Source organism: Pseudomonas sp. MRSN 12121 (assembly GCF_000931465.1).
GTDB lineage: Bacteria > Pseudomonadota > Gammaproteobacteria > Pseudomonadales > Pseudomonadaceae > Aquipseudomonas.
In genome coordinates this window covers 4,243,892-4,257,491 of the sequence record NZ_CP010892.1, presented here as the reverse complement: position 1 = coordinate 4,257,491, position 13,600 = coordinate 4,243,892, and the positions used below count along the sequence as shown (strand labels likewise).

The window sequence follows — 13,600 nt, the reverse complement described above, 5'->3', positions numbered from 1 at the left end:
CAGGCCTCAGTGGCAAGGGAAGGCGGCGCTGTGGCGGGTATCGTGGGCGGCGTTGTGCACCGCTTCGATGTGCGAGAAACCGGCGAAATACACAAGGCACGCGCCCAGGACCGAGGCACCGATGGCGGCGATCAGGCGTTGGCTCAGGGTGGTCGTGGTGCTGGCGGAGTGGCTGGTGCTGCTGATGCTCGACATGGCGCTTCCCTCTGGGGTGTCAGCGGTTGGATCGAGCGCAGCAAAACCCCGCGAGACAGGCCCGCGGGGAATCAACAGCGCCCGCCCACCGCGGGTTGTCATGACTGTATGGCGGGCCGGTCTCCGGGCTCGCGAGGGGCGGGGCTGGCGCCTGGCCTGCAAGAATCGCCTTCCCATGCCGGACTGCTGGCACAGTGGATCTGATTCTTCGCTCGCTTACCGTTGCGGGGGCAGCACCGGACTGATCAAGGCCTTGGGCCTGTGACGCACCGGTTTCCCGTTTCACCCTGTGAAGGGCACCCGTAACAAGGCGTGTAGGAGAGCATGGGCGAGGGAGGGGCGTCAATTGGCAAGGGTTCTCGTTTTCGCAGGTCCCGGCGCGGCATGGACATTGACCGGCCTGCAAGCTCTGCGTAGCCTTGCGCTTTCGAGGTTCTTCGGCGTCTGCCGAAGCTAAGACGGGAACGCGGTAAGCCGCGGCTGCCCCCGCAACTGTAAACGGTGATGAACGATGCAAGGCCACTGCCAGGCGGCGGGAAGGCGCATCGTTCGCCAGTCGAACGACCGGCGCGCCGTCAGCCAGGAGACCTGCCTCGGACCCGATTCTCACTACAACCGGGCGGGGTGATCCGGTGGCGAACTCTTCCGTGCACCTGCCTGCGCGGTCTCGTCCCGTATGCCCGCCACCTTGCCAAAGGGCATCCGATGAAAACACTGGCCAAACTTCCCGTCACCATCGTCACCGGCTTTCTCGGCTCGGGTAAGACCACCTTGCTGCGGCACATGCTGGATAACGCCCAGGGCCGGCGCATCGCGGTGATCGTCAACGAGTTCGGCGAGCTGGGCATCGATGGCGAGATCCTCAAACAGTGCTCCATCGGCTGCACCGAGGAAGAAGCGCTCGGCCGGGTCTTCGAGCTGGCCAACGGCTGCCTGTGCTGCACCGTGCAGGAGGAGTTCTTCCCGGTGATGCGCGAGTTGGTGGCGCGTCGTGGCGACCTCGACCATATCCTCATCGAAACCTCCGGCCTGGCCCTGCCCAAACCCCTGGTCCAGGCTTTCCAGTGGCCGGAAATCCGCAGCGCCTGCACCGTCGACGCGGTGATCACCGTGGTCGACAGCCCGGCCGTGGCCGCCGGCACGTTTGCCGCCTTCCCGGACCAGGTCGACGCCCAGCGCAAGCTCGATCCGAACCTGGACCATGAGTCGCCGCTGCACGAATTGTTCGCCGACCAACTGTCCAGTGCCGACCTGGTAATTCTCAACAAGGCCGACCTGATCAGCCCGGCCGACCTGGCCAAGGTGCGCCTGGAAGTGGCCGAGGAGCTGCCGCCGGCAGTGAAAGTCATCGAGGCCAGCAGCGGCCGCCTGCCGCTGGACGTGCTGCTGGGTCTGGGCAACGGTTCGGAAGAGCACATCGACGGCCGTCACAGCCACCATGACCATCACCATGACGGCGACGACCACGATGATCATGATCACGACGCCTTCGACTCCATCTCCATCGAACTGCCCGAGGCCGACGAAAGCCTGCTGTTGGACGCCCTGACGCAACTGGTGGTCAAGCACGGTATCCTGCGGGTCAAGGGTTTTGCGGCGATCCCCAACAAGCCGATGCGCCTGCTGATCCAGGGCGTGGGCACGCGTTTCGACAAGCACTTCGACCGCAAGTGGGGCGCCGATGAGGCGCGTACCACGCGCCTGGTGCTGATCGGCCAGGAGCTGGACGCGGTGCAACTCGAGGCGCAACTGCGCGCCGCGCTCAGCGTGTAAGCCATGCACCTGCTCAGGACCCAGCCCGGCGGTTTCGTGTCGGATGACAACATTGCCGACCTGGGACAAACCCCCGCCGAGCTGGTGATCCTGTGCAGCGGCGACTCCAGCCTGGCGCTGCTGGCCGAAGCGGCCCGGCAGTTGCCGGAGGACTACCCGAGTTTTCGCCTGGCCAACCCGATGCAGGTGCAAAACCATGCATCGGTCGACCTGTATGTCGACCAGGTGCTGCGCCATGCCAAGATGATCCTGGTTTCCCTGCACGGCGGCATCGCCTATTGGCGCTACGGCATCGAGCAACTGGTGCAACTGGCGCAGCGCGGCGTGCAGTTGATCCTGGTGCCGGGCGACGACCGTCCGGACCCGGAACTGAGCGACTTGAGCACGGTGCCTGCCGCCGATCGCGAGCGTCTCTGGCATTTCCTGCGCCAGGGCGGCCTGGGCAATGCGCTGGACCTGTACCGGTGCCTGGCCAGTGGCTGGCTGGGGCGCGCTTACCCCTGGTCCGAGCCGCAGACCCTGCCGCGCACCGCGATCTACCACCCGAACACAGGCAGCGCCGCTCTCGGCGATTGGCAGGCCGACTGGCAGGCCGGTCAGCCGGTGGCGGCGTTGCTGTTCTACCGCTCGCACCTGCAGGCGGCCAATACCGCCTTTATCGATGAATTCTGCCGACGCTTGCAGGCAGCGGGCTTGAACCCGTTGCCGGTGGCCTTGGCCAGCCTGAAGGAGCCCGGCTGCCTGACGGTGGTCGAGGAGCTGCTGGATGAGGTGCAGGCGGCGGTGATCCTCAATACCACCGGGTTTGCCCAGTCCAGCCCGGAGGCGCCGCACCTGCGGCCGTTCCGCCGCGACATCCCGGTGATCCAGGCCATCTGCGCCCAGGACAACGAACCCGGCTGGCGCGCCAGCGAGCAGGGCCTGGGCCCGCGCGACCTGGCGATGCACATCGCCTTGCCGGAACTGGACGGGCGCATCATCAGCCGCCCCATCAGCTTCAAGGACCTGGCCTGGCGCAGCGAGCGCAGCCAGTCGGACGTGGTCTGCTATCGCCCGGCCCCCGAGCGCATGGACTTCGTCGCCGAACTGGCGCGGCGCTGGGTCGACCTGGCGCGGCTGGCCAATGGCGAAAAACGTATCGCCCTGATTCTCGCCAACTACCCGACCCGCGATGGCCGCATCGGCAACGGCGTGGGCCTGGACACGCCGGCGGCGGCGCTGAATATCCTGCGCGCCCTGCACGCGCGGGGCTATCCGCTGCCGGCCGAGTTGCCGGCCAGCGGTACGGCGCTGATCCAGCAATTGCTGGGCGGGGTCAGCAACGATCTGGACAGCCTCGACCTGCGTCCCTGCCAGCAAAGCCTGGCGCTGGCCGAATACCAGGCGCTGTTCGACGCGCTGCCCGAGGCCAACCGCCAGGCGGTGCTGGAGCGTTGGGGCTGTCCGGAGAACGATCCGATGTTCCGCAGCGGGCGGATGATGGTCGCCGGCCTGCGCCTGGGCCTGACCTTCGTCGGCATCCAGCCGGCGCGCGGTTACCAGGTCGACCCGAGCGCGGTCTACCACGACCCGGACCTGGTGCCGCCCCACGGCTACCTGGCGTTCTATTTCTGGCTGCGCCAGGCCTATGGCGCCCATGGGGTGATCCATGTCGGCAAGCACGGCAACCTGGAATGGCTGCCGGGCAAGGGTGTCGGCCTGTCGGAGAGCTGCTGGCCGGACCTGCTGCTGGGGCCGCTGCCGAATATCTACCCGTTCATCGTCAACGACCCAGGCGAGGGTGCCCAGGCCAAGCGCCGGACCCAGGCGGTGATCATCGATCACCTGATGCCGCCGCTGACCCGGGCCGAAACCTATGGCCCGCTGCGTGACCTGGAGCTGCTCGCCGACGAGTACTACGAAGCGCAGTTGCTCGACCCGCGGCGTGCCCGCGAATTGCAGAAAGACATTCTCAAGCTGGTGCGCCTGACCCAGATCGACCGCGAGCTGCAACTGGATGGGCAGCTCGACGGCGAGGCCGACGCGGCGCTCTGGCTGCCGCGCCTGGACACCTACCTGTGCGACCTGAAGGAATCGCAGATTCGCGATGGCCTGCATGTGTTCGGCGAATCGCCCGCCGGCCGTTTGCGCATCGACACCTTGCTGGCCTTGCTGCGCATTCCGCGGGGCGATGGCAAGGGCGCGCAGTCGAGCCTGTTGCGGGCCCTGGCCAAGGCGTTCGAGCTGGGCTTCGATCCGCTGGACTGTGCCCTGGCCGAACCCTGGAGCGGTCGCCGGCCCCAGGTTTTGCAAGCGCTCAGCGAGCAGCTGTGGCGCACCGCGGGCGATGCGCGCGAGCGCCTGGAGCTGTATGCCGGGCAGTTGATCGAAGCGGCGCTGCAAGGCGAGGTCGAACAGTTGCGCGCGCCCGGCTGGGACGAGGTGAAGGCAATCATCGACAGCCTGCGCGACGTCGTGGCACCGCGCCTGGACGCCTGCGGCCCGGCGGAGATGGGCGGCCTGCTGGACGCGCTGGATGGGCGTTTCGTTCCGGCTGGCCCCAGTGGCGCGCCGAGCCGCGGACGCCTGGACGTGCTGCCCACCGGGCGCAACTTCTATTCGGTGGATGTGCGCAACCTGCCGACCACCACCGCCTGGCGCATCGGCTTCCAGTCGGCCGACCTGATCCTCGAACGGCACCTGCAGGACCATGGCGACCACCTGCGCCAGCTCGGCCTCTCGGTGTGGGGCACGGCAACCATGCGTACCGGCGGCGACGACATCGCCCAGGCCATGGCGCTGATGGGCGTGCGCCCGGTATGGGCCACCGGCAGCCAGCGGGTCGATGACTTCGAGATTCTGCCGCTGAGCCTGCTGGATCGGCCGCGGGTGGACGTGACGCTGCGGGTGTCGGGGTTCTTCCGCGATGCCTTCGCCAACCTGATCCGGCTGTTCGACGCCGCGGTGCAGGCGGTGGCCGCGCTGGACGAACCGGACGACCTCAATCCGCTGGCGGCCAAAATCCGCGCCGAACGTGAGGCGCTGGAGCAGTCCGGGCTGGACGCCGAGGCGGCCCGACGCCAGGCCGGCTGGCGCATCTTCGGCGCCAAGCCCGGTGCCTATGGCGCGGGGGTACAGGGCGCGATCGACGGGCGCCTGTGGCAGAGCCGCGAGGACCTGGCCGAGGTCTACCTGAACTGGGGCGGCTATGCCTATGGCGGGTCCGACGAGGGTACGGCGGCCCGTGGCCAGTTCGCCCGGCGCCTGGGCCAGGTGCAGGCGGTGCTGCAGAACCAGGACAACCGCGAGCACGACCTGCTGGATTCCAACGACTACTACCAGTTCCAGGGCGGCATGCTGGCGGCGGTGGAGAGCCTCAGTGGCGCCCAGGCCGCCAGTTACCATGGCGATCACAGCCAGCCGGACCTGCCGAAGATCCGCAGCCTCAAGGAAGAGCTGAACCGGGTGATTCGCTCGCGCGCAGCCAACCCGAAGTGGATCGACGGGGTGAAACGCCACGGCTACAAGGGGGCCTTTGAAATGGCCGCCACCGTGGATAATCTGTTCGCCTTCGATGCCACGACCGCCTTGATCGACGATCACCAGTACGCCTTGCTGGCCGACGCCTATCTGCTGGACCCGGCGACCCGCGACTTTATCCGGCAGCACAACCCCCACGCGTTGCGCGATATGACCGAGCGTATGCTCGAGGCCCAGCAGCGCGGCATGTGGCAGGAGCCGGGCGAGTACCGCGAGGCCTTGGAAAACCTGTTGCTGGATATCGAGGAAGACTCCTGACGGACCCGAGGACTGCGTCCTCGATCGCGGGCAAGCCTCGCTCCTACACCGTATTCCCGTAGGAGCGAGGCTTGCCCGCGATAAGGGCCTCCCAGCCAACACCTGACCCGACCGAACCGAGAACCGACATGAGCGATACCCCACATTTCCCGCTGTCCGCCGTGGTCGGCGCCGATGACCTGAAACTGGCGCTGTGCCTGACGGCCATCGATCCGAAGATCGGCGGGGTGCTGATCGAAGGGCCGCGCGGCATGGCCAAGTCGACCCTGGCCCGGGGCCTGGCGGACCTGCTGGCCAGCGGCACCTTTGTCACCTTGCCCCTGGGCGCCACCGAAGAGCGCCTGGTAGGCACCCTGGACCTGGACGCGGCCCTGGGCGAAGGCCGTGCGCAGTTTTCCCCCGGCGTGCTGGCCAAGGCTGATGGCGGGGTGCTCTATGTCGACGAAGTGAACCTGCTGCCGGACCACCTGGTGGACCTGCTGCTGGATGTGGCCGCCAGCGGCACCAACCTGGTCGAGCGCGACGGCATTTCCCACCGGCATGCGGCCAGGTTCGTACTGATCGGCACCATGAACCCGGAGGAGGGCGAGTTGCGCCCGCAGTTGCTCGACCGCTTCGGCCTCAACGTCGCCATGGGCGGCCAGACGCCACCGGGGCAGCGTGGGCAGATCATTCGCCGGCGGCTGGATTTCGACAGCGACCCCCAGGCGTTCTGCGCACAGTGGGCGGCCGAGCAGCAAGCCTTGCGCGAACGCTGCCAACAGGCGCGGCAAGTGCTGGCGGACATCGAACTGGACGACCGGGCGCTGGAGCGCATTACCGAGCGCTGTTTCGCCGCCGGGGTCGACGGCCTGCGCGCGGACCTGGTCTGGCTGCGAGCCGCCCGGGCCCATGCGGCCTGGCGCGGTGCCCGGGCGATCGACGAGCAGGATATCGAGGCGGTGGCCGAATTCGCCCTGCGCCATCGCCGGCGCGACCTCCCGCCGAGCACGGCGCAACAGCCGCCGGCGTCCGGCCCGGCATCCGCCGCACCCTCCAGCAGCCCCGCCGAAGGCCAGGGCCAGTGGGGCGAGCTGCCGGCCCGGGCGCTGCCCACTGGCGCCCGCCGCGACGTGCCGAGCTGGCCAAAAAAGCCCTAGGCATCCGCCCCCGGTCCGACGCGGGGGCGGATGCCAGGCCCCGCGCCGGACGGTTGGACAAGGGGCGGCAAGGTCGTAGCCGCACGGCCGCCCAGGGCTCGATCAACTGGCCGGGGACCCTGCTCAACGGCCGGCCTCGGCAGCGCGACGACCTGTTGTGGCACCTGCGCAGCCGCTCGCCCCATGAGCTGTGGCTGGTGATTGTCGACGCCTCGGCCTCGACCCACCGTCATCGGGCATTGAGCGACGCCAAGGGCCTGCTGGCGCAGCTGTTCGACGATGCCTACCGCCAGCGCACGCGCCTGGCGCTGCTGACCGCCAGCGGCCGCGCGCCGAACTGGCAGGTGCAGGGCTTGAAAGCGTCCAGGGATCTGCGCGACTGGCTCGACGGGCTGGGGGCCGGCGGGGGCACGCCGTTGCTGGCGGCCCTGGCCGAGGCGGGGCAGTGGCTGGATGCCCGGCAGCGCCGCTACCCGGCCGAACGGCAGCGGGTGCTGCTGCTCACCGACGGGCGCCTGAAACACCTGCCGGCGCCGGCCGCCCTGGGCTGTCCGACCTTGCTGATCGATATCGAGCGCGGGCCGATCCGCCTGGGCCGCGCGCGCGAACTGGCGCAGCGGCTGGCGGCGGAGTACCGGCACATCGACGGCCTGTGAGGACGATGTGCGCCTGCGAGGTTGTCAGCGCAATGTGCGTTCCACCATTCCTCGCAGCCAGTTGGTTTTGGCCAGTTCGATGACTTCATCGCCGCGTCCGCTCATCACGGCCTTGAGCATGTACAGGCTGAAGCCCTTGGCCTGTTCCAGCTTGATGGCCGGCGGCATCGCCAGCTCCTGGGTCGCGGTGACCACATCCACCAGCACCGGGCCATCGTGGGCCAGGGCGGTGCGCAAGGCGCCCTCCAGGGCATTGGACTGCTCGACCCGGATGCCAAGGATGCCCATCGCGTTGGCCATCGCGGCGAAATCCGGGTTGTGCAGGTCGGTGCCGGTGTCCAGGTAACCGCTGGCTTTCATCTCCATGGCGACGAAGCCCAGGGACGCGTTGTCGTAGACGATGATTTTCACCGGCAGCCTTAGTTGCGCCAGGGAAATGAAGTCCCCCAGGAGCATGCTGAAACCGCCGTCGCCCGACAGCGAAATCACCTGGCGATCGGGGAAGGCCGCCTGGGCGCCCATGGCCTGGGGCATGGCGTTGGCCATCGAGCCATGGTTGAACGAGCCGAGCAGACGGCGTCGGCCGTTCATTTTCAGGTAGCGCGCGGCCCAGACGGTCGGGGTGCCGACATCGGCGGTGAAGATCGCGTCGTCGTCCGCCAACTCGCTGAGCAGGCGGGTGAGGTACTGCGGATGGATCGGCCGGTCGTCGGCCGCGGGCCGGGCCAGGTCGTCCAGGCCCTGGCGGGCCTTGCGGTAATGTTCGAGGGATTCCTCGAGGAACCGCCGGTCGCCGTTGTAGGGCAGGCGCGGCAACAGGGCGGCGAGGGTCTCGCCGACGTCTGCGGCGATGCCCAGGTCCAGGGGCACCCGCCGGCCCAGGGCCTCCGGGTTGCGGTCGATCTGCACCACGGTCGCCTGGCCGGGGTAGAACTGGCGGTAGGGGAAGTCGGTGCCGAGCATCACCAGGGTGTCGCAGTTGAGCATCGCGTGATAACCCGAACTGAAGCCGATCAGCCCGGTCATGCCGACATCGAAAGGGTTGTCCCATTCCAGGTGCTCCTTGCCCCGCAGCGCATGCACCACGGGGGCGCCCAGGGCATCGGCCAGGGCCACCACCTGGTCATGGGCACCGGCGCAGCCACTGCCGCACAGCAGGGTGACCGCCTTGCCATGGCTCAGCAGCCGCACCAACTGGTCGAGGTCATGGGGCGCGGGCAAGGTGCGCGGCGCCGCCAGGGCGGGCCACGGCTTGAGGTCGTCCTCGACTTCCTGCAAGGCCACGTCACCGGGAACCACCACCACCGCCACACCGCGCTTGAGCAGCGCGGCGCGCATGGCTCGGTGCAGCACCTGGGGCATCTGCGCCGGGTTGCTCACCAGTTCGACGAAGTGGCTGCACTCCTTGAACAGTTCCTGCGGGTGGGTTTCCTGGAAGTAGCCCAGGCCGATTTCCGAGGAGGGGATCTGCGCGGCGATCGCCAGCACCGGCACATGGTTGCGGTGGCAGTCGAACAACCCGTTGATCAGGTGCAGGTTGCCCGGCCCGCAGCTGCCGGCGCAGACCGCCAGCTCGCCAGTGGCCGCGGCATCGGCCCCGGCGGCGAAGGCCGCCACTTCCTCGTGTCGCACATGCATCCAGCGAATGCTGTCCATCTTGCGCAGCGCGTCGCTCAGTCCGTTCAGGCTATCGCCGGTCAGCCCCCAGATACGCCGGACCCCGGCCTGCTCGAGGGTGGTCGCCAGTTGCTGGGCAATCGTGATTTTCGCCATGGAGTTCTCCAGCTGTCGGTGTGAGATGTCCTTCCGATCAAGAAAGGACCTCCGCCGAGCGCCGATGATTCCCACGAACTGGCGATTATCGGTTCATGGCCTGTGTTTGGGTGGGGACGCCGAGTCAGGTACGACCGATCGGGCAGCAGGCCGGGTTCAGCCTGGAACAACTCCCGCCAATTGCTGGTGGCGTTTGAGGCGCGCGGCCTGCGTTTACAGGGGCCGAAAATGACTTGGGCGACCGTTGCGGGTCGCCCAAGGGGTGTTACAGGTCACAGGCCGAACGGCTTATGACGGCGTGTCTTCGCCTTTGCCGCGTACCTTGCCGGACTGGTCCAGCAGCACTGGGGTTGCCTGTAGCTGGTCCTGATCGGCCCTGGGAGAGCGGATCAAATGGCGAAGCAGGGCAATGATCACCCCCAGCATCATGCCCAGCACAAAGGACACCGCTGTGATCAACGCTGTTCTGGGCTTGATCGGTTTGACCGGCTGCAAAGCCTTGCGATCGATGGTCACCAGCTTCAACCGGTCCATATCGATATTCAGGTTACGCAGGCGGGCCACTTCAGCACGCAGCGGAAAGACGTCCTTCAGGAAAATATCCTCGTTGGAACGCTTGTTCAGCTCCTGTACCTGACGGTTGACCTGCAGCATCTGCAGTTCCTTGCCGATCTCGGCGATGCGCTTTTCAGTGAAGTCGTCGGTGGTGCGTTTCTGCAAGGCCGCACGCTCGGCCTCGAGGGTTTCGTAACCCATGAAGTACAGCGGAATATCCTGATTGGTGACTTCGGTGCGTATGACCTGGGTCGAACCGGCGCGCGAGGCGTCGGACATCGAGGATGGCGTGGTCGGGGTACGGATACCCATCGACTTGGCGATGGAGATCGCCTCGGCCAGTTCGGCCAGGCGGTCCTTGCGCTGTTCTTTCAACTGCAGGCGCAAGCCCTTGAGTTCGTCTTCGAGTTGCGCGCGGCGAATGTTGTCGCTCTCGAGCAAGGTCGCGATTTTCGATTCCTTGTCGGTTTCGTAGTTGGAGCGCGCCGCGGCGATCTTGCCTTTGAGCTCGTTGAGCCGGTTGTTGACGATGACCTTGAGGTCGGCGCCGATGCGATCGCGTTCGGCGTCGATGGCGTAATCGACGAAGCCGTTGAGGATCGCTACGCCGTCGATGTCCTTGGGATACTGCATTTCCAGCCTGATATAGCTGCTCAGGGCGCTGGCTTGTTTGGGGTCCGGCAGGATCAGCTTGATCGAGTCGCGGTTGAAGTCCTCGAAACTTTGTTCGAGGGTCTGTCCCGGCCGCTTGAACGCCTGGAACAGGTCCTGGTGCGAACGGAAGAACTCCAGGCGCGTCTCGTAGGATTCAAGCGCGGCGCCCACCTTGGCCAGCGCATCGGCAGGCGGCAGCTTGTAGACTTCCGAGCGATTGAGGGCGTCGAGTTCATTCAGCGCGGCGGGGCGCAATACACTGCTGACTTCATATACGCGGGGCGCGAACAATCCATAAGCCAGGCCCGCCAGCGTCACTGCGACGGTACAACCAATGACCAGCTTCTTTTGCTGCCAAACGGATTGGAACAACGCAAACAGATCGATTTCGTCCGCGTCAGCATTCATCTGAGGCCGGGGAACAATATTCAAAATCAGCACACCTCTAATTCATGTGAATCCTCACCTCCCATGCACTGAACCCCAAGAGCTGTACATGGAGAGGCCGCCCCCAGTGACGAGGCTCCTTGCCGATGGGCGGGCATCGATACTCGTCGCCAGAAAAAACCATGAAGAAGGGGGCGTTTTCCTGCGCGAGAGGTGGAGCGAGCACTCCCCGGAATATGCCAGGAAGTGACTGTCCGATGCCGAGCGCCTGTTTAACGTAACTTCCAGCCTTGCAGGCGAATGGCCATGAACGAAGTAAGAACGTTAAGCGCACGAATATTACAGCAATGCTCGGGAGGATAAACATACGAATTTAATCAAACCGACATAATTAATCTTTGCCTTTCGCTGTTTCTTCGTGCAACGCCGGATATTTCTATTGGTGAAGTTTATCGATGCCCCTTAATAGGGCGAATGCGTCCCGTGATAATCAGCGATTATCCAAATAACCCTCAGTTTGTGTGGGTAATAACAGAACTCGTCGGTCATGAATAATGGATACGGCGGTTTGTGCCAGGGGGCCGCACCCGGTTGTGCAGTGGTCGGCGTCATTCCATTCCCAGCATGGCCCCCGTCGGGCGCGGAAGCGGCTTGCGCATCAGCGTGCCGACCGTCAGGGCGGCGATCAGGGCGAGGAGGCCGGCGGCCCACAGCACCACGCCGAAACCGTCGACGAAGGCCTGGCGCGCCAGCGGTTCTACGATTGGCCGCGCGGCGTCGGGTAGCAGCGCCAGGGCGGCGAGCATATCGCCGGCCACCACTCGCGAGGCCAGGGCCGGGGCCTGGTCGAGCCAGGGGGCTGCGGCGTCACTGAGGCTGGCGTGCAGGCGTTGCTGGGTATGGCTGCCGAGCAGCGCGCCGAATACGCCGATGGCCAGCATGATGGCGCTGAAGCGCATGGTGGTGCTCAGGCCCGAGGCCATGCCGGCGCGGTCGCGGGGGACACAGGCCATGATGTTTTTCTGCGTGTCGCCATTGAGCAGGCCGGCACCGGCGCCGGTCACCGCGATCGCCAGGGCGAAGCCCGGGTAGCCGCCCGCATGGACCGCCCAGGCCGCCAGCAGGTTGCCGCTACCGACCAGCGTCAGGCCGGCGGCCATCAGGGTGGCGGGGGCAAAACGCGATGCCAGGCCGACCCCGAGGCGCGGGCAGACCAGCATGGTCACGGCGAACGGCAGCATGCCCAGCCCGGACGCAATGGCCGAGAACCCCAGGCCGTTCTGCAAATAGAAGGGCAGCAGCGTCATCATCACCTGGGCGCAGCCGGCGTAGGCGAACATCCCCAGCAGCGCGCCGATGAACCGTGGGTGGCGGAACAACTGCAGGTCGACCATGGGCCGCCGTTGCAGCCGCTCGATCAAGACGAACAGCCCCAGCAGGGCCACGCCGCCGAGCAGCCGGGCGGAGGTCAGGGGGTGGCCCCAGCCGATGCGGTTGGCCTCGATCAGGCCCCAGATCAGGCACAGCAGGCTGGCGCTGAAGGCCAGGCTGCCCCAGGGATCCAGGCGCGCGGCCTGGGTATCGCGCGACTCGGGGATCGTGCGCAGTACCATCAGCACCAGCCACCCGCCCACCGGCAGGTTGAGGTAGAAGATCCAGCGCCAGCCGACGAATTCGGTAATCAGGCCGCCGAGGGTCGGCGCGGCGGTCATCGCCACGCCCATGCACGCTCCCCAGAACGCCCAGGCTTTGGCCCGTTCGACCTCGTCATGGAAGGTATGGCCGATGGTGGCGAGGGCCGAGGTCAGCAGCAACGCCGCGCCGACGCCCTTGATGGCCCGGGCGATATCCAGCAATAGCACGTTGGGCGCGGCGCCACAGCCCAGGGAGGCGAGGATGAACAGCCCGAGGCCGCAGAGCAGGGTGCGCTTGCGCCCGAAGCGGTCGGCCAGGCTGCCGGCCGGCAGCAGCAGGGCGGCGAACGCCAGCATGTAGGCGCTGACCACCCACTCGATATCGGCGAAGTTGGCCCCCAGGTCGCGGGCGATGCTCGGCAGGGTCACCGCGACGATGTTGGTGTCGAGTACGATCAGCGAGCACACGCCGGACGCGGTGAGCAGCGTCTGGCGCGGGCTGGCTGGCCTCATGAGCGTGGGCCCAGGGTGGCGAGCGCCGCCTGGGCGATTTCGTCGTCGTGGGCCGGGGTGTCGGCGCTGACCCCGATGGCGCCGACCACCTGGCCATCGACCCGCACCGGCTGCGCGCCTTTCATCATCAGCAGGCCCGAGGTGATGGCCGCCTGGCGCCCGCCGTTGATGGCGTTTTCCAGGTCGCCGGAAGGACGCTTGAACAAGGCCGAAGTCCGCGCCTTGCCCTGGGCCAGCTCGATGCCGGACACCACCGGCGCGCCGTCCATGCGGGCGGTGAGGATCGGCCAGCCGCCGTCGTCGACTATCGCCACGGCGCAGGGCCAGCCCCTGGCCGCGGCGGTTTCCTGGGCGGCCTTGAGCAGTTGCTGGGCGGTGCCCAGGTCAAGGATTGCCTTTTGCGCAACGCCGGCGCTTTTATCCGCGGCGAAGGCGCCGGGGATCGCGCAGCTGGTGATCAGTGCCAGAATCAGGGGTTTGACCGACATGGCTCGCTCTCTCTACTGTGAAGGTACGGCCAGCTTAGCCCCAGCTTTTGCGCAGA

At 66.8% G+C, this 13,600-nt stretch carries 9 protein-coding genes and 2 riboswitches; of the genes, 4 read left to right on the top strand and 5 right to left on the bottom strand.

From position 1 onward, the window contains the following. Positions 1 to 6 precede the first annotated feature (6 nt). The gene (locus TO66_RS19265) at positions 7 to 195 is read right to left on the bottom strand and encodes a CbtB-domain containing protein (RefSeq protein ID WP_044463762.1); all 189 of its coding nucleotides are present in this window, start codon (positions 193 to 195) and stop codon (positions 7 to 9) included. Positions 196 to 291: 96 nt separating this feature from the next. Further along, positions 292 to 514, bottom strand: a riboswitch (cobalamin riboswitch). A 94-nt stretch (positions 515 to 608) separates the two neighbouring features. Next, positions 609 to 806, top strand: a riboswitch (cobalamin riboswitch). A gap of 94 nt (positions 807 to 900) precedes the next feature. Here TO66_RS19265 and cobW point away from each other — a divergent pair. The 4 genes from cobW to TO66_RS19245 all read left to right on the top strand — a co-directional run bounded on the left by cobW (position 901) and on the right by TO66_RS19245 (position 7,540). Further along, entirely contained in the window at positions 901 to 1,968 is a 1,068-nt protein-coding gene (gene cobW / locus TO66_RS19260; protein WP_044463761.1) for a cobalamin biosynthesis protein CobW, read from the top strand. A 3-nt stretch (positions 1,969 to 1,971) separates the two neighbouring features. Beyond that, positions 1,972 to 5,745: a cobaltochelatase subunit CobN gene (gene cobN / locus TO66_RS19255; protein ID WP_044463760.1), complete on the top strand. Its 3,774-nt coding sequence runs from the start codon at positions 1,972 to 1,974 to the stop codon at positions 5,743 to 5,745. Positions 5,746 to 5,873: 128 nt separating this feature from the next. Beyond that, the gene (locus TO66_RS19250) at positions 5,874 to 6,884 is read left to right on the top strand and encodes an ATP-binding protein (protein WP_044463759.1); all 1,011 of its coding nucleotides are present in this window, start codon (positions 5,874 to 5,876) and stop codon (positions 6,882 to 6,884) included. A 53-nt stretch (positions 6,885 to 6,937) separates the two neighbouring features. Next, positions 6,938 to 7,540 (top strand): VWA domain-containing protein, encoded by a 603-nt coding sequence (locus tag TO66_RS19245; RefSeq protein ID WP_171820047.1) that lies wholly within the window; start codon positions 6,938 to 6,940, stop codon positions 7,538 to 7,540. A gap of 24 nt (positions 7,541 to 7,564) precedes the next feature. Here TO66_RS19245 and poxB read toward each other — a convergent pair whose 3' ends face one another. From poxB to TO66_RS19225, 4 genes are all read right to left on the bottom strand, one after another. Then, the gene (gene poxB / locus TO66_RS19240) at positions 7,565 to 9,313 is read right to left on the bottom strand and encodes a ubiquinone-dependent pyruvate dehydrogenase (protein WP_044463758.1); all 1,749 of its coding nucleotides are present in this window, start codon (positions 9,311 to 9,313) and stop codon (positions 7,565 to 7,567) included. A gap of 288 nt (positions 9,314 to 9,601) precedes the next feature. After that, positions 9,602 to 10,930, bottom strand: a complete 1,329-nt coding sequence (locus TO66_RS19235; RefSeq protein ID WP_080925940.1) for a Wzz/FepE/Etk N-terminal domain-containing protein — start codon at positions 10,928 to 10,930, stop codon at positions 9,602 to 9,604. 587 nt (positions 10,931 to 11,517) lie between these two features. Continuing rightward, on the bottom strand, positions 11,518 to 13,056 hold the full coding sequence (locus TO66_RS19230) for an MFS transporter (protein ID WP_044463757.1): 1,539 nt from the start codon (positions 13,054 to 13,056) through the stop codon (positions 11,518 to 11,520). Next, positions 13,053 to 13,544, bottom strand: a complete 492-nt coding sequence (locus TO66_RS19225) for a heme-binding protein (RefSeq protein ID WP_044463756.1) — start codon at positions 13,542 to 13,544, stop codon at positions 13,053 to 13,055. The genes TO66_RS19230 and TO66_RS19225 overlap by 4 nt, the downstream gene beginning before the upstream one ends. Positions 13,545 to 13,600: the final 56 nt, after the last annotated feature.

Excerpts from the sequence above, each read along its gene's own strand:
- TO66_RS19265 (WP_044463762.1), bottom strand. The coding sequence starts at position 195 with ATGTCGAGCATCAGCAGCACCAGCCACTCCGCCAGCACCACGACCACC.
- cobW (WP_044463761.1), top strand. The coding sequence starts at position 901 with ATGAAAACACTGGCCAAACTTCCCGTCACCATCGTCACCGGCTTTCTC.
- cobN (WP_044463760.1), top strand. The coding sequence starts at position 1,972 with ATGCACCTGCTCAGGACCCAGCCCGGCGGTTTCGTGTCGGATGACAAC.
- TO66_RS19250 (WP_044463759.1), top strand. The coding sequence starts at position 5,874 with ATGAGCGATACCCCACATTTCCCGCTGTCCGCCGTGGTCGGCGCCGAT.
- poxB (WP_044463758.1), bottom strand. The coding sequence starts at position 9,313 with ATGGCGAAAATCACGATTGCCCAGCAACTGGCGACCACCCTCGAGCAG.
- TO66_RS19235 (WP_080925940.1), bottom strand. The coding sequence starts at position 10,930 with ATGAATGCTGACGCGGACGAAATCGATCTGTTTGCGTTGTTCCAATCC.
- TO66_RS19230 (WP_044463757.1), bottom strand. The coding sequence starts at position 13,056 with ATGAGGCCAGCCAGCCCGCGCCAGACGCTGCTCACCGCGTCCGGCGTG.
- TO66_RS19225 (WP_044463756.1), bottom strand. The coding sequence starts at position 13,544 with ATGTCGGTCAAACCCCTGATTCTGGCACTGATCACCAGCTGCGCGATC.